We start from the raw sequence: 15,489 nt of genomic DNA on the forward strand, positions 1-15,489 counted from the left end.
GGGAAGAAGAAGAAATGGCAAATGAAACGTATGAATCATTAAACAAACGTTTAATCAATATCCGCCGCGACCTTCATGAACACCCTGAGCTGTCAGGCGAGGAATTCGAAACGACGAATAAAATCCGCCGCTGGCTGGAGGAAGAAGGAATCACGGTTCTTGATATGCCGAAACTTCAAACCGGAGTGATCGCTGAAATCAAAGGAGACAAAAGCGGCCCCGTCATCGCCGTCAGAGCGGACATCGACGCACTGCCGATCGAAGAGAAAACAAACCTTCCGTTTGCTTCGCGCAACAGCGGCGTGATGCACGCCTGCGGCCATGATTTCCATACGGCATCTATTCTCGGCACGGCTTTTTTATTAAATGAGAGAAAGCATGAGCTGAAAGGAACGGTGCGGTTTATTTTTCAGCCCGCGGAAGAAATCGCCGCCGGAGCAAGACAGGTCATTGAAGCCGGCGCGCTTGACGGTGTATCGGCGATATTCGGCATGCATAACAAACCTGACCTCCCCGTCGGCACGGTCGGTCTGAAAGAAGGCCCGCTGATGGCGAGTGTCGACCGCTTTGAAATCACTGTTAAAGGAAAAGGCGGCCACGCCGGAATCCCTGATAACAGCATTGATCCGATTCAGGCGGCAGGACAGATCATCGGCGGCCTGCAATCAGTTGTCAGCAGAAATATCAGCTCGCTTTATAATGCCGTCGTCAGCATCACAAGAGTTCAAGGCGGCAGCTCTTGGAATGTCATCCCGGACCATGTTGAAATGGAAGGCACCGTCCGGACGTTTCAAAAAGAAGCGCGTGACGCTGTTCCGAAACATATGAAGCGGGTTGCCGAAGGAATCGCGGCCGGATTCGGGGCAGAGGCTGATTTCCGCTGGTATCCTTACCTTCCGTCAGTGATGAACGACGCCCGTTTCATCCAGGCGGCGGAACAAACGGCTGAAAGCCTCGGGCTTCAGACCGTTCGGGCAGAACAGTCGCCCGGCGGTGAAGACTTTGCATTATATCAAGAAAAAATCCCCGGCTTCTTCGTCTGGATGGGAACAAACGGAACAGAAGAATGGCACCATCCCGCCTTCACACTCGACGAAAAAGCGCTCCCGGCAGCGGCTGAGTTTTTCGCCCGGCTTGCCGTCAACGTATTGGAGCAGACGGAATGAATACGGAAAATCTGACGGCCGGACTTGCTCAGGCCGTCATGTCGTCTGTGCCGGAAACATCCGCTGAAGCGATGAAAGAAGCGCGCAAAGGACTGCTTGATTTTACAGCGGCAGCTTTTGCGGGGAGACGGGATAAAGGAGTTGAAAAGCTGGTAAAACTGGCCGAAGAAGAAGGCGGGGTGCCGATAGCGCCGCTTATCGGCAGAAATCAAAAAACCACGCCGTCCCAATCCGCGCTCATTAACGGATTCATCGCACATGCGCTTGATTTTGACGATGTTCATTCTGATGTAAGAGGACATCCGAGCGCAGTCATCCTCCCGGCTTTGATTGCAGCCGCATCAGCCGGCCGTATAGACAAAAGCCGTTTTCTCGGTGCTTATGTGACGGGAATTGAAGTGATGGCGCGGCTCGGCGAGTCAGCTGGAAGGCATCATTACGAGAAAGGCTGGCACAATACAGGAACGTTAGGTGCCATTGCGGCCGCATGCGCCGTCGGATTCGCGGAGAATCTGAATCAAACCCAATTGCAGAAAGCAATCGGGTTTGCGGCTGCCCGCTCCGGAGGCATGAGAGTGCAATTCGGGACAGAAATGAAGCCGCTCCACGCCGGACTGGCCGCTCAAGCCGGATTGTTCGCCGTGCAGCTTGCAAAGGCCGGTTTCGGCGGCTCAGCTCATGCGCTCGACGGGGAGAAAGGTTTTTTCGGACTGTACGGCGATCTTGAACGGGCAGAAACCCTCCTTGTAAACAGGTGGGGAAAACCTTGGCGGATTGTGGGCCCGGGACTTTGGTTTAAGGTTTATCCGTTTTGCTCGGCGGCTCATCATGCGGCGGACGCCATTCTCAAGCTGAAGGCCGAACATGGTCTCACTTTCGGCCAAACGGAACGGATCGACGTGATTTATCCGCCGGGCGGGGACGCTGCATTGACAGAACGGCGTCCGAAAACAGGCGAAGCGGGAAGATTCAGCGTGGAATATGTGATCACCTTAGCTTTGTACGGTAAGGATTTTTCAGTTGAACATTTCACATCCGAGCCGATTCCGGAATCCCTTCAAAAAGGATTTGAGCGGATTCACCGCAGCTGCGATGACCAAATTCAGCCGGCTGAAAACGCCGTTCCGAAGGGCCGTTTTACAATTGTACGGGTCACGGCTTCCGGCGGTCATGTCTATGAAACACGTATCGACTGTCCGAAGGGAGCGCCGGGAAACGGTCTTTCTGAAAAAGACATTGAAGACAAACTCCGGCTCGCTTTGCCGGGAGAAGAGAAAAAGGCGGAAGAATTGATCAAAGCAGCCGGACAATCAAATATGGACCGTTATTTACAGCTGATATAAATAAAAAGAGCGAGGGGATGCGGGACTGACCCCATAATATGAGAAAAACAAAAAACACCTTCAAGTTTGAAAACGGATCGTTGTTATCCGAAATTAGACTTGGAGGTGTTTTTCTATGAGGGCAAGAGTGAGTTATCCGGTTGAAGTCAAACAGAAGGCTGTAGAAATGAGATTGGCGGGCGTGCCTGTGAAGGAGATCATGCAGGAATTGAATATAAAGAATAAGACGCAGGTGCAGACATGGGTCAGGTGGTATAAAGCTGGGGACACACATCGATTCGAACAACCTGTCGGAAAGCAATATTCTTATGGAAAAGGTCCAGAGTATTCTTCCGAATTAGAGAAACTGCAGGCAGAAAATCGTTATCTGAGACAACAGAATGAAGTGTTAAAAAAGTACAACGAATTGGAAAGGAAGCTGATAGCGAAACGCCAGTCGAGCTTGTAGAAGCATTGCGCGGCACAATGACCATACAGGATATCTGTATTCATTTAGGTATCTCACGAGCATCTTATTATCGTTGGAAGAAGAATCTGATGAAAGATAACCCTAAATACCATTTAGAAAAACAAATCGGCACGTTGTGCCGAGAACACAAGTATCGATATGGCTATCGGAAAATCACAGCCATATTAAAAAAGGGAATGCGTATTAATCATAAAACGGTTCAGCGCATTATGCAGAAAAATCAGTGGCAATGCCGGGTTAAGGTGAAAAAGCGCAAGAAGAATGGGCAGCCATATGCCGTGGCCGAGAATATATTAGATCGGAACTTTCAGTCTGATCGCCCTCTTGAAAAACTGGTAACGGATATCACATATTTGCCTTATGGGCAGAAACAATTGTATCTTTCCAGTATATTGGATTTATACAATGGAGAAGTGATTGCTTTTACGATTGGCGATAGACAGGACACAGATTTTGTCTTACACACACTTGATCAGCTGCCCGTACTGCCAGAGAACTGCGTGTTACATAGTGACCAAGGTTCTGTTTATACATCTTATGAGTATCAGAAAGCTGTTAAAACAAAAGGCATTACCATGAGCATGTCCCGTAAAGGGACACCCGCTGATAATGCCTCCATCGAATCGTTTCATTCCTCACTAAAGTCTGAAACGTTCTACCTCGACAGGTTGGAAAGCACTACGACGACCATCGTAGAGCAAACTGTCGAAACCTATATATACTATTATAACAACATTCGTATTCAAACGAAACTAAACAACCAGCCGCCGGTCACATACCGACAGCTGGCTGCTTAAAGGTGTTTTGATCCCTGTCTCAAAAACGGGGGTCAGTCCCATGCAGCCCTCGCTCTTTTTACGTTCACTTCTATTGAATAGGGGGATATAGGGTGCGCCCCTGTCTGCGCTGGCAGGGGCGCGGTATCAGGAAACGGCCGAGCCGTTTGCTTTTACCGTGAAACTTCCTCTTGATAAGCGGATGTTGATATCAGACACTTTGGCAATTTGTTCGTCGTGCGTAACCATGATGACGCATTTGCCGTCTTTATGCGCCAGGTCCTGAAAGAGCCGGACGATTTCCTTTGACGTATCCTCGTCGAGGTTTCCCGTCGGCTCGTCCGCGCAAATCAGATCGGTGTCACAGCAGAAAGCCCGCGCAATTGAAACCCGCTGCTGTTGTCCGCCGCTTAATGTCAGCACCCGCTGACGGGCCTGCTGTTCGGTGATGCCGACTTTTTTCAGCATGCTGAGCGCGAACGCATCTTTGTTGTTCTCCTTAGAGCCGGTAATCTCCATCGCCGTTGTGACATTCTGGAGCGCCGTCATATACGGGATCAGATGATAAGATTGAAAGACGATAGAGACATGTTGATTTCTGAATTTGGTTAATCCGATTTTGGAGATGTCTTTTCCGTTATAAAGGATGCTTCCCTCTTTAGGTGTGTCAAGGCCGCCCGCCAGAGACAGAAACGTTGTTTTCCCCGTCCCGGAGGCGCCGACAATTGTATAAAACTTCCCTTTTTCAAAGCTGATCGTTATATCCTGAAACAGCGGCTGTGATTTATCTTGGTACCAGTAGCCGGTCTGTTGAAAGGTTAATAGGCTCATTATGCTGCCTCCTCTTATTCCTGCTTGGTCAGGATCGTTTTAGGGTGAAGCCGCATGACTGATACAGACGGCAGTAATGTGGCGATGACGGCAATTGCGACGCCGATGCCGCCGAGAATCAGAAGGTCATTCAGCGAGACGTTTACCTGCATTGTACTGATGACATCCGCGCCGGATGAATGCTGACCGAACATGCCGCCTCCCCGCGGCATTTCTCCTCCGCCCCAGCCGCTTGTTTGCTGCTGTGAATCATCGGCTGAGCTGACCTGCTGGGAAAGAAGCTGATTTCCGAGCTGATTCGCCACAAGGCTGCCCGTGAGGGATGCGATCCCGATGGCAATAACGGCGACAACCAGAATTTCCGTTAAGAATTGTCCGATGAGCTTCCAGCGCTTTTCGCCGATCGCCATCAAGACACCCATTTCATACTTGCGTTCCCTGATCGACATCATCACGATCAACCCGAGAATGACCGCGCCCGCGATGGATACAAGGTATACCACGTTTTTAGAAAATGACGCGACATTTTCAATCGGGCCGACCATTTGCTGATACACCTGATCATTTGTCGTCAGCGCGTAGGTTTTATCATCTATAGATGTTTTTTTCGCAGCCGCAACGAATGAGTCAATATATTTGGCATCATCCATATAATAAACGGCTGAGCTGATTTTGTTTTTGTTATCAGACCCTTTTAACGCCGCCGCGGCAGTGTAAGGCGTATAGATTTTATTGTCAGGATTTAAGAATGAAAAATGCTGTGCCTGATCGTCTCCTGATGATGTTGTTTTATAGATTCCCACAATTTTAAGCTTCGTTTTCACAGAATCATCCGCTGCTGAGGAAACGGTAATGGAGCCGCCGACCTTCAGCTTGTTTTGATCTGCCAGCGTTTCATTAATCACGGCGACTTTTGCGTCCGCATCTGTTTTTGTGATGGCGCGGCCGTCAGTGATTTTTGAGCTCCCGCCTGTGAAATCATCAAGCAATGCCGTAGAGAGCACGCCTTCGATCGAGATATCAGCTGAAATCATCTGTCTTCCGCCGCCTTGAAAACGGCCGGCGCCGGAACTGTTATCGGCTGATTCGCCTGAGCTTTTTATCGCATCAAAGCTTTCTGCATTTGCTGACGCTGTCGTGAGGAAGTTGTAATTTTTAACATGCTGTAAAGATGTAAGCTTCTTGGCATCTGAGACGGAAATCGGCGTTGATTCAAACGTCCTCTTTTCACCGTCTTTTTGCTGCTGCGCCATTTGCTTTTGGCGGTCAGCCTGGAGTGTGACGCTCCCGCCGAGCTGCTGCCTTGCCAGTTCGCTTGATTTCTTTGCCGCTGACTGGATCGTAAGACCGGACAGGACAAAAATGCAAATCACTGAAAACACAACCAGCTGCAAAAATGTTTTTCCCTTTTTTGCCTTCATGCTCCAAAAGGCTCTTTTTATAAAGTTCATGTCTGTTCCTCCGTGTGGGTGTCAGATCTTGTAAAACCGGCCTTCTTTAGCACCGGCCATTCGATATGTATATAGTAGGAGAAATGTATGAAAAAAATATGAACAAACTATTTCCGGGTGATGAAATAAAAACTAACAATTGTGAAACCCGAAAACACCCGGGTAAAATGGTGCTATTATAAGAAAAAGCGTGAAGATAAGCGGAGGAACCAATGAAGATATTAATGATAGAAGACAATATAAGCGTATGCACCATGACGGAAATGTTCTTTTTTAAAGAAGGATTTGAAGCCGAATTTGTCCATGACGGAGTGGAAGGCTATCAGCGGTTCACGGAAGAGGACTGGGATTTGGTCATTCTGGACATTATGCTTCCATCCATGGACGGAGTGACGATCTGCCGGAAAATAAGAGAGACGAGCAGTGTGCCGATTATTATGCTGACCGCAAAGGACACGGAGTCTGATCAGGTGATCGGGTTTGAAATGGGGGCGGACGACTATGTCACCAAGCCGTTCAGTCCGCTGACACTAGTAGCACGGATTAAAGCGGTGATCAGAAGATACCGGGCGACGGGGCAGGCCGTAAAAAGCGACGACTTGATCGAAACGGCGTGTTTTTCAATCAATAAGAAGACGCGGGAAGTGTTTCTGCACGGAAAACCTGTCGAGAATCTGACGCCGAAGGAATTCGATCTGCTCTTTTATCTCGCACAAAACCCGCGCCAGGTTTTTTCGAGAGAGCAGCTGCTTGAGCAGGTGTGGGGCTATCAATTTTACGGCGATGAACGTACGGTTGATGTTCATATTAAACGGCTGCGCAAAAAACTGTCCAGTGAGGAAAAACCGTTTTTATACACGGTGTGGGGGGTAGGATACAAATTTGATGAGGATTAAATACTTATATCAGCTGCTGTTAAGCCATGTCAGCATTTTGATTTTGGCCTTTTTCATCATCATTTCCTTGTTTTCGCACTTTGTGAAAGATTTTGCGTATCAAAATAAAGTGGACGAGCTGTCTTCTTACGCGCAGCAGATCACAAGTGAGCTGAACGGCCGCGATCTTGATCTGCGCCGCCTGTATCCGTATCAGGACATGTTAAAAACGCGCGAGACCAGGTTTATTATTTTCGATGAACATCAGCGGCCTTACTTTTTTCCTGACGATATGCCGCCGCGCGAGAAGCTGAAAAGTAAAGAGTGGCACATGCTGAAGCAAGGGAAAACCGTTCAGATCAGAGCGGAGATGAACCGTTTTAATACGGAAGGCTTGGAAGTATCGCTTGTCGCAAAACCGCTTTTTATCAACGATCAATTTAAAGGCGCGGTGCTGCTCGTGTCTCCCGTCAGAGGGGTCGAGCAGATGATCAGCCAGGTCAACCGCTATATGATTTACGCGATCATCAGCACCCTTATCATCACGATTCTGCTGAGCTGGCTTTTATCTAAATTTCACGTCAAGCGGATTCAGACATTGCGGGATGCGACCGGAAAAGTGGCATCCGGTGATTACGATATTTCGCTCAAGAACAGCGGCGGCGATGAAATCGGCATGCTGGCGTCTGATTTCAACACCATGGCCAAAAATCTGAAGCAATCGAGAGAGCAGATTGACCGCCTTGAAAAACGGAGGCGCCAATTTATCGCCGATGTCTCCCATGAGCTGAGAACGCCTTTGACGACCATTAACGGACTTGTGGAGGGGCTTAACAGCAACACCATCCCGGAAAAAGATAAAGAGAAATGCTTCTCGCTAATCAGCGAAGAAACGAAGCGGATGCTCAGGCTCGTGAAAGAAAACCTGGATTATGAAAAAATCAGATCCCAGCAAATCAAACTGGACAAGCTCAGTCTGCCGCTCATCGAGGTGTTTGAAATTATTAAAGAGCATCTCAATCAGCAGGCGGAGGAAAAACAAAATCAGCTGCGGATTCAAGTGGAGGATGGCGTCAAAGTATTCGCCGATTATGACAGGCTGATCCAGATTCTCGTCAACATCACGAAAAACAGCATTCAATTTACGCAAAAGGGAGACATCACGCTGCGCGGGTATGAAGGCTATAAAGAAACGGTGATTGAAATCGAAGACACCGGGATCGGCATCTCCAAAGAGGAAATTGAACATATATGGGAGCGGTTTTATAAGGCGGACGTGTCCCGGACGAATACGGCATACGGCGAATACGGACTCGGCCTTTCCATCGTCAGGCAGCTCGTCGAAATGCACAAGGGCACGATAGATATTGACAGCGAAAAAGGAAAAGGCACGACCTTTACAATCCGCCTTCCGCTGAATACGAAAAATGAATCATCTTGAAACCGGCGGCCCCGTCTGGTCGCCGTCTGTTTTATCTCCACTCGGAAAATTGCGCTCTGCCGAAACAAAGTTTGCGTGTTTTTCGGGATGGAAAGAGACGGAAACGTGATAAAATAACTGGTAAACAGGTCTTGGATGGGGAGGGTGAAGGAATGAAGAGCGGGTTAATTCCTTCTTCAGCAGTCGGGCAGAAAATTAACGAGTGGTATCGATACATCAGAACATTCAGCGTGCCGGATGCGGAGATCTTGAAGGCCGAGATCAAACAAGAGCTTGACCATATGGAGCCTGATTCGAACTTAGTGCTTTATTATTCCCTCATGGAATTTCGCCATCAGCTGATGCTGGACTACTTGGAGCCGTTGGAAAAACTGAAGATAGAAGACCAGCCGACCCTGTCGGAAATTCTTGATAACATTGATAACAGCCAGGCCGGCCTCAAAGGGCTTCTCGATTATTACGTCAACTTTTTCAAAGGCATGTTTGAATTTGATAAAAGAGAATTTATCTCAGCGATTACATATTATAAACAAGCTGAGAAAAAACTGGCCTTCGTATCGGACCACGTGGAACGGGCGGAGTTTTATTTTAAAGTGGCCGAAGCTTATTATCATATGAAACAAACGTATTTTTCTTTGATACATATAAAAAACGCTTATGAAATTTACGTAGAGCAGGACACATATAACGTCCGGATCATTCAATGCCATTTTGTATTCGGCGTCAATTTAATGGATGAAAGGCGCTTTGAACAGGCGGCCAAACATTTTCAGCACGCTCTGCAAATGGCCGAAAAAGAACAAAAAGCGCAGCTTGTCGGGAGGGCGCTGTATAACCTCGGACTGTGCTACTACAATCAGGACCGCATCGGCGAAGCGATTCCGTACTTTGAACGGGCGGTCGATACATTTGAATCACAAAGAATCGTCAATTCTCTTCCTCAAGCATATTTTCTAATCACACTCATTTACTTTAAACTCGGAAAAAAAGAAAAAGCGTCGGAATATCACAAGCGGGGATATGAATATGCTAAAGAAACAGACGATCCCGTTTATACGGTAAAATTCGAATGGCTGCAGGCTCTGTATCAGGCGAAACCGGATGAGGAAACAATCAGCGCATGTTTCCGTTACCTGGAAGATAAAAATTTATACGCCGATATAGAGGATTTAGCACTAGAAGCAGCTAAATATTACTATGAACAAAATTGCTTTAAAATTTCTTCTGACTATTTTCTGAAAGTCGAAGAGGCAAGGAAACAAATACAAAGGAGTGAGGGTTTGTATGAAATTGAAATCTAAATGGTTTGTTATTTGTTTAGCAGCCGCCGCGATTTTTACAGTGACAGGTGCAGGCCAGACAGATCAGGCTGACTTCCATGTAACTGAAAGAGGAATGACGTGAGAAGAAAATAACCTGAACAAAGGAAAAGACTGCCCGAGAATGTTCTCGGCAGTCTTTTTTGCGCGGCCGGACTTGGACAGCGGCGGAAAACAAAAGAAAACGCCGCAGGTCAAAACCCGCAGCGTCCTCATATAGACGGAGTGATGTTTAGAAACCGCCAACGAAGGCAGTACCTACAATAATCAACAGGATAAATAAAACAACGATCAAAGCGAAAGAGCTGACTCCAGAATATCCTGACATGAGCTTCACCTCCATATTGTCTATACCATACAATATGTAAAAGAAGCTGCTTTGTAAGGGATATTAGTGGACAAGAGAAAAAAGAGGCGGTGTCCTATGAGAGTAAGACTCCGGCGAAAAATTCGTCATACAGCGCACGCACCGCGTGTTTTTCCTGTTCTTCTTTCACTCCGAACATCATGCTGACTTCCGATGACCCTTGATTGATCATCTCGATGTTGACACCGGCTTCCGACAGGGCTTTGGATGCCCTGGCGGTTGTGCCGACATTATGGCGCATCGCTTCCCCGACGACCATAATCAGCGCCAGATTGTGCCTGACTGTGACTTCATCTGCTTGAAGTTCCTGCTTCAGGCGGGTGACGAGCCTGTGTTCCAGTTCTGAGTCCATCTGATTGTGCCGAAGGATGATCGTGATGTCGTCAATGCCGGATGGAACGTGTTCATACGTCAATCCTTCTTCCTCCAAAATGTGAAGGGCTTTGCGGCCGAAACCGATTTCCCGGTTCATTAAATATTTGCTTATGTAAATGCTGCAAAAGCCCGTGTCGCTTGCGATGCCGATGACTGGCCCGTTCGTATTGTCACGGCTGCTGACGACGCGTGTTCCTTTCGCATCCGGATTATTCGTATTCTTAATCTGAACGGGGATGCCGGCCCGAAATGCGGGAATCAGCGCTTCATCATGAAAAACGGAAAATCCGGCATAGGAGAGCTCACGCATTTCCCGATACGTCAGTTCGTTAATTTCTTTCGGATGCCGCACGATTGACGGGTTGACGGAATAGACGGCGTCCACATCAGTAAAGTTTTCGTACAGGTCGGCTTTTAAGCCGCTGGCGAGAATGGAGCCGGTAATATCAGAACCGCTCCGGGAAAACGTCACAATCTCATGCTCCTTCGTGTAACCGAAAAATCCCGGAAAAATGATCAAGCCTTCCCGGTTTCTCAGACGGTACAAATGATCATAAGACTCAGGGAGCACCTGCGCGCTTCCGGGTTCATTCGTCACAAACAGCCCCGCTTCTTTCGGACTTACGTATTCCGCTTTCACGCCCTGCCGTCGGAAGTAGGCTGCGATCAGCTTCGCGTTGTTGTCCTCGCCGCTCGCCTTCACCGCATCCATATATTGTTCGGAATTGGTTTTACAGCTGTTTAAGAGATCGAATAGGTCACTGCGGATTCTTTCTATAATAGAGAAATCCAGGTTCAGCTCACGCGCGATGGCGGCGTACCGTTCAATGACCGTTTCGGCAAGCTCGGGCGCTGCACCTTTTTGCAAATAATGCTCCGCACAGCGGATTAACAGATCCGTCACCTTTGTATCGTCCGAGAAGCGTTTTCCCGGCGCCGATACGACGACGGCTTTCCGCGCGGGATCAGCCGTCACGATTTGAAACACTTTCTCAAGCTGGGCTCCTGACGCAAGAGAGCTGCCTCCGAATTTTACAACTTTCATGATTTACATCCCCTAATATTTAAATTTTCTCACAAATTTAATTTTTATTATCTCTCTTTCAAACATGTAAATCAAGGATTTTTTTCTACGTGAGGAGAACATTTGTATTTTCGTGGAGGAATTTTGCCGCTGTTTGTCAGATTTGTTTCCCTCAAGCGTGTCATCATGTGCAAAAAATGATAAGCAGCCAAATGTAGGTTATAGAAAATCCTGCAAATTCTTGATAGACTGATTGTAAGACAATTTAGTGTACGGCCCGCGGATGACCGCTTTTGAAAGCAAAACTGTATTGACTGCGCTTGGAAAGATGATAAGATTATAATTGTCGTTGATAATGATAATCATTACGAGTGGGATATATGGGAGTTGTTTGGCAATCAGTCATACCGTTTGTGATGGGTGCAGGGAGGCAGCATGAAGCTACGTTACTTACTTTTGCTACTGGCGGTTTTGGCGTGTACTTCTATATTTATCGGTGTAGAAGATTTGTCGCCGCTGGATATTTTTCATTTAAATAAAGAACAGGCGGGTACATTGTTTGACAGCCGGCTGCCGCGTTTGGTGAGCATTATCATCGCCGGCATGAGCCTGAGCATCTGCGGATTAATCATGCAGCAGATCAGCCGGAATAAATTTGTATCGCCGACGACTGCGGGAACGATGGATTGGGCAAGGCTCGGAATCTTGATTTCATTAATGCTTTTTACGTCAGCGAGTCCGCTTGTGAAAATGTCTATCGCTTTCGTTTTCGCGTTGGCGGGAAATTTCCTTTTCATGAAAATTCTCGAGAGAATCAAGTTCAATGATGCGATTTTTATTCCTCTCGTCGGTTTAATGCTTGGGAACATCGTCAGCTCAATCGCCACGTTTATCGCATATAAATATGACCTGATCCAAAACCTGTCGTCTTGGCTGCAGGGAGATTTCTCACTGGTCGTCAAAGGCCGGTATGAGCTTTTATATCTGAGTATCCCGCTTTTGATCATCGCTTATGTGTATGCGGATAAATTTACGGTGGCGGGAATGGGAGAGAGCTTTTCCGTCAATCTCGGCCTGAAATACAAACGCGTCGTCAATATCGGTCTGATTATCGTGTCGCTCATCGCTTCACTGGTGATCCTGACCGTCGGGATGCTGCCGTTTCTCGGTTTGATCATTCCCAATATGGTGTCGATTTACAAAGGGGACAACCTGAGGAGCAGCCTGCCTCACACCGCTCTGCTGGGCGCTGTTTTTGTGCTGTTTTGCGACATTTTGGGAAGAGTGATTATCTTCCCGTACGAAATTTCCATCGGCCTGATGGTCGGTGTTATCGGCAGCGGCATCTTCCTGTATATGCTGTTAAGGAGAAAAGCATATGAGTCATAATAAAAAAATTACGCTGCTGGCGGCGCTCGCCATGATATGTATCGGATTCTTCCTGTTCTACGGACTGGGCAATTGGGAATACTCCCTGCCGAGACGATGCTTCAAAGTGCTTGCCATGATGCTCACCGGAGGAGCGATCGCGTTTTCGACGGTCATCTTCCAGACGATTACAAATAACCGCATACTGACACCGGGCATTTTAGGCCTCGATTCCCTGTATATGCTCATTCAGACCGTCATCGTGTTCCTGTTCGGTTCAATGAATATCGTCATGATGAACAAAAATCTTAATTTCGTCATCTCCGTCGGGCTGATGGTGCTCTTGTCACTCGTTTTGTATCAGCTCATGTTTAAAGGCGAGGGGCGGAACGTGTTTTTCCTTCTGCTTGTCGGCGTCGTGTTCGGCACGCTGTTCAACAGTCTGTCATCCTTTATGCAGATGCTGATTGATCCGAATGAGTTCCAGGTTGTTCAGGACAAAATGTTTGCCAGCTTTAACAATATCAACACCGATCTTTTATGGTTTGCCGGTGCTGTCTTTCTTCTGACGGGCATTTATGTCTGGCGGTTCACGCGGTTTTTTGACGTGCTGTCGCTCGGCAGGGAGCACGCCGTCAACCTGGGGATTGATTACGATAAGCTTGTGAAGCAGATGCTCATTGTCGTCGCCATTCTTGTGTCTGTCTCTACGGCTCTTGTCGGGCCGATTATGTTTTTAGGACTGCTTGTCGTCAATCTGGCGAGAGAGTTTTTAAAAACCTACAGGCACACGTATTTAATCGCGGGTTCTGTCCTGATCAGCATCGTCGCGCTCGTCGGAGGCCAGTTCGTCGTGGAGAAAGTGTTCACATTTTCCACGACGCTGAGCGTCATCATTAATTTTGCCGGCGGGATTTATTTTATCTATCTGCTGTTAAAGGAGAATAAATCATGGTAGAGGTCAAAAATGTAAGCAAACAATACGGAGGGAAAACCGTCCTTGAGAAAACGTCTCTATCCATTCAAAAGGGCAGGCTCACCTCATTTATCGGTCCGAACGGCGCGGGAAAAAGCACGCTGCTGTCTATCATGAGCCGGCTGATTAAGACGGATTCCGGGGAAATCACGGTCGACGGGCAAGAGATCGGGGCCTGCAAAAGCAATGATCTGGCAAAAAAAATCAGCATCCTGAAGCAGACGAACCAAATCAATATCAGGCTGACGATTAAAGACCTGGTCAGCTTCGGCAGATTTCCGTATTCCCAGGGGAAACTGACGGATGAAGATTGGGTGCATATCAACCAGGCACTCAGTTATATGAAGCTGGATGACTTAAAGGATAAATATCTCGATCAGCTCAGCGGGGGCCAGTGTCAGAGGGCGTTTATCGCGATGATCATCGCTCAGGATACGGACTATATTTTTCTCGATGAGCCGCTGAACAATTTAGATATGAAGCATTCCGTTGAAATGATGAAGCTGTTGAAGCGGCTTGTGGAAGACTTCGGAAAAACGGTCGTCGTAGTGATTCACGATATCAACTTCGCATCCGTATATTCAGACCATATCGTTGCACTGAAAAACGGCCGGATCGTCAAAGAAGGGCCGGCGGAGGAGATCATTGAAACCTCCGTGCTTGAAGATATTTATGATATGACCATCCCGATTCAAGAGATTGACAGTCAGCGGATCGGTGTGTACTTTTCTTAAAAACCAGATGAGGTGAAAATCATGAAAAAATTCGCATTGCTATTCATTGCGCTCGTTACGATTTTTGTTGTTTCTGCATGCGGAAACGGGAACAAAACATCAGGCAAATCAAAAGAAACAATCACAATCAAAGATGACCTGAACAAAGAAGGCGTCAAAGTGCCGAAGAATCCGAAAAAAGTCGTCGTATTCAACTTCGGAATGCTGGACACGATGGATGAACTGGGTTTACAGGATCATGTGGCGGGGCTTCCGAAACAAAACATTCCAAAATACTTATCTTCATATAAAAGTGATAAATACACCAATACAGGCGGTTTAAAAGAACCGGATTTTGAAAAAGTCGCGGATATTGACCCGGATTTAATCATTATCGCTCACAGACAATCTGATTCTTATAAAGAGTTCTCAAAAATCGCGCCGACGATTTACCTTGATGATGACTATACAAACTACGTTGACAGATTCAAGCACAACACCGAAGTGATCGGCAAAATCTTTAACAAAGAAAATGAAGTGAAAGATAAGCTTGCGAAAATTGACAAATCCATTGCGGATCTGAAGAAAAAGACAAGCAGCACGGATAAAAACGGGTTAGTGGTGATGGCGAACGACGGCAAAATCAGCGCGTTCGGATCTAAATCAAGATACGGCTTCATTCATGATGTGTTCGGCGTCAAACCGGCTGACAAAAACATCGAAGCCTCATTGCACGGACAAAGCATTTCTTATGAATATATCGCCAAAACAAACCCTGATTATATGTTTGTCGTTGACCGCGGAACAGCGATCGGCACAAAATCTTCAACAAAACAAGTGGTTGAAAATGATTATGTAAAATCGGTGAAAGCGGTGAAAAACAACCATGTTGTCTACCTTGATTCAGCTACATGGTATTTATCAGGAGGCGGCCTGGAATCCATGGCGCAAATGGTGAAAGAAGTTAAAGACGGAATCGAGAAGTAAAAAAAGAA

The 15,489-nt window shown here is 47.2% G+C and carries 15 protein-coding genes; 11 read left to right on the forward strand and 4 right to left on the reverse strand.

What is annotated here, in order from left to right:
- Nucleotides 1–14: 14 nt before the first annotated feature.
- From NYE36_RS01990 to NYE36_RS02000, 3 genes are all read left to right on the forward strand, one after another.
- Nucleotides 15–1,166: a M20 peptidase aminoacylase family protein gene (locus tag NYE36_RS01990; RefSeq protein ID WP_144664500.1), complete on the forward strand. Its 1,152-nt coding sequence runs from the start codon at nt 15–17 to the stop codon at nt 1,164–1,166.
- Complete coding sequence (locus NYE36_RS01995) at nt 1,163–2,509, forward strand: MmgE/PrpD family protein (protein ID WP_094032070.1); 1,347 nt, start codon at nt 1,163–1,165, stop codon at nt 2,507–2,509. Before NYE36_RS01990 ends, NYE36_RS01995 begins: the two co-directional genes overlap by 4 nt.
- Before the next feature lie 115 nt (nt 2,510–2,624).
- Nucleotides 2,625–3,775, forward strand: a protein-coding gene (locus tag NYE36_RS02000; RefSeq protein ID WP_095352997.1) for an IS3 family transposase whose coding sequence is annotated in 2 segments (ribosomal slippage) — nt 2,625–2,898 and nt 2,898–3,775 — 1,152 coding nt in all. Because the reading frame shifts where the segments join, the coding sequence is not laid out codon by codon here.
- Between the two features lie 126 nt (nt 3,776–3,901).
- On the opposite strand, the gene NYE36_RS02005 is transcribed toward NYE36_RS02000, so the two are convergent.
- Both NYE36_RS02005 and NYE36_RS02010 read right to left on the reverse strand, forming a co-directional pair.
- On the reverse strand, nt 3,902–4,585 hold the full coding sequence (locus NYE36_RS02005) for an ABC transporter ATP-binding protein (protein ID WP_094032071.1): 684 nt from the start codon (nt 4,583–4,585) through the stop codon (nt 3,902–3,904).
- Nucleotides 4,586–4,599: 14 nt separating this feature from the next.
- Complete coding sequence (locus NYE36_RS02010) at nt 4,600–6,036, reverse strand: ABC transporter permease (protein WP_199022337.1); 1,437 nt, start codon at nt 6,034–6,036, stop codon at nt 4,600–4,602.
- A 212-nt stretch (nt 6,037–6,248) separates the two neighbouring features.
- On the opposite strand from NYE36_RS02010, the gene NYE36_RS02015 reads away from it, so the two are divergent.
- The 4 genes from NYE36_RS02015 (at nt 6,249) to NYE36_RS02030 (ending at nt 9,756) form a co-directional block, all read left to right on the forward strand.
- On the forward strand, nt 6,249–6,932 hold the full coding sequence (locus NYE36_RS02015) for a response regulator transcription factor (protein ID WP_007410267.1): 684 nt from the start codon (nt 6,249–6,251) through the stop codon (nt 6,930–6,932).
- Entirely contained in the window at nt 6,919–8,352 is a 1,434-nt protein-coding gene (locus tag NYE36_RS02020) for a HAMP domain-containing sensor histidine kinase (protein WP_165913860.1), read from the forward strand. The genes NYE36_RS02015 and NYE36_RS02020 overlap by 14 nt, the downstream gene beginning before the upstream one ends.
- Nucleotides 8,353–8,504: 152 nt before the next feature.
- On the forward strand, nt 8,505–9,653 hold the full coding sequence (locus NYE36_RS02025; protein ID WP_007410270.1) for a Rap family tetratricopeptide repeat protein: 1,149 nt from the start codon (nt 8,505–8,507) through the stop codon (nt 9,651–9,653).
- Nucleotides 9,637–9,756 (forward strand): PhrC/PhrF family phosphatase-inhibitory pheromone, encoded by a 120-nt coding sequence (locus tag NYE36_RS02030; RefSeq protein ID WP_265451313.1) that lies wholly within the window; start codon nt 9,637–9,639, stop codon nt 9,754–9,756. Before NYE36_RS02025 ends, NYE36_RS02030 begins: the two co-directional genes overlap by 17 nt.
- Nucleotides 9,757–9,903: 147 nt before the next feature.
- On the opposite strand, the gene NYE36_RS02035 is transcribed toward NYE36_RS02030, so the two are convergent.
- Nucleotides 9,904–9,999: a YjcZ family sporulation protein gene (locus NYE36_RS02035; protein ID WP_021495118.1), complete on the reverse strand. Its 96-nt coding sequence runs from the start codon at nt 9,997–9,999 to the stop codon at nt 9,904–9,906.
- A gap of 94 nt (nt 10,000–10,093) precedes the next feature.
- A complete protein-coding gene (locus NYE36_RS02040) occupies nt 10,094–11,458 on the reverse strand; it encodes an aspartate kinase (protein WP_095352403.1) in 1,365 nt (454 codons plus the stop codon).
- A 414-nt stretch (nt 11,459–11,872) separates the two neighbouring features.
- Here NYE36_RS02040 and NYE36_RS02045 point away from each other — a divergent pair, with 414 nt between their 5' ends.
- The 4 genes from NYE36_RS02045 to NYE36_RS02060 are packed head-to-tail and all read left to right on the forward strand — an operon-like array spanning nt 11,873 to nt 15,481.
- Entirely contained in the window at nt 11,873–12,826 is a 954-nt protein-coding gene (locus NYE36_RS02045) for an ABC transporter permease (RefSeq protein ID WP_059366593.1), read from the forward strand.
- Complete coding sequence (locus tag NYE36_RS02050; protein WP_014416905.1) at nt 12,816–13,763, forward strand: iron chelate uptake ABC transporter family permease subunit; 948 nt, start codon at nt 12,816–12,818, stop codon at nt 13,761–13,763. The genes NYE36_RS02045 and NYE36_RS02050 overlap by 11 nt, the downstream gene beginning before the upstream one ends.
- Nucleotides 13,757–14,515 carry an ABC transporter ATP-binding protein gene (locus tag NYE36_RS02055; protein ID WP_003156330.1) on the forward strand — a complete coding sequence of 253 codons (759 nt, stop codon included), beginning with the start codon at nt 13,757–13,759 and terminating at the stop codon, nt 14,513–14,515. The genes NYE36_RS02050 and NYE36_RS02055 overlap by 7 nt, the downstream gene beginning before the upstream one ends.
- Nucleotides 14,516–14,536: 21 nt before the next feature.
- Entirely contained in the window at nt 14,537–15,481 is a 945-nt protein-coding gene (locus NYE36_RS02060; protein WP_265451314.1) for a siderophore ABC transporter substrate-binding protein, read from the forward strand.
- The last annotated feature ends 8 nt before the right edge of the window (nt 15,482–15,489 follow it).

The organism is Bacillus sp. FSL R5-0593, assembly GCF_038603755.1.
GTDB classification, from domain to species: Bacteria; Bacillota; Bacilli; order Bacillales; family Bacillaceae; genus Bacillus; species Bacillus velezensis.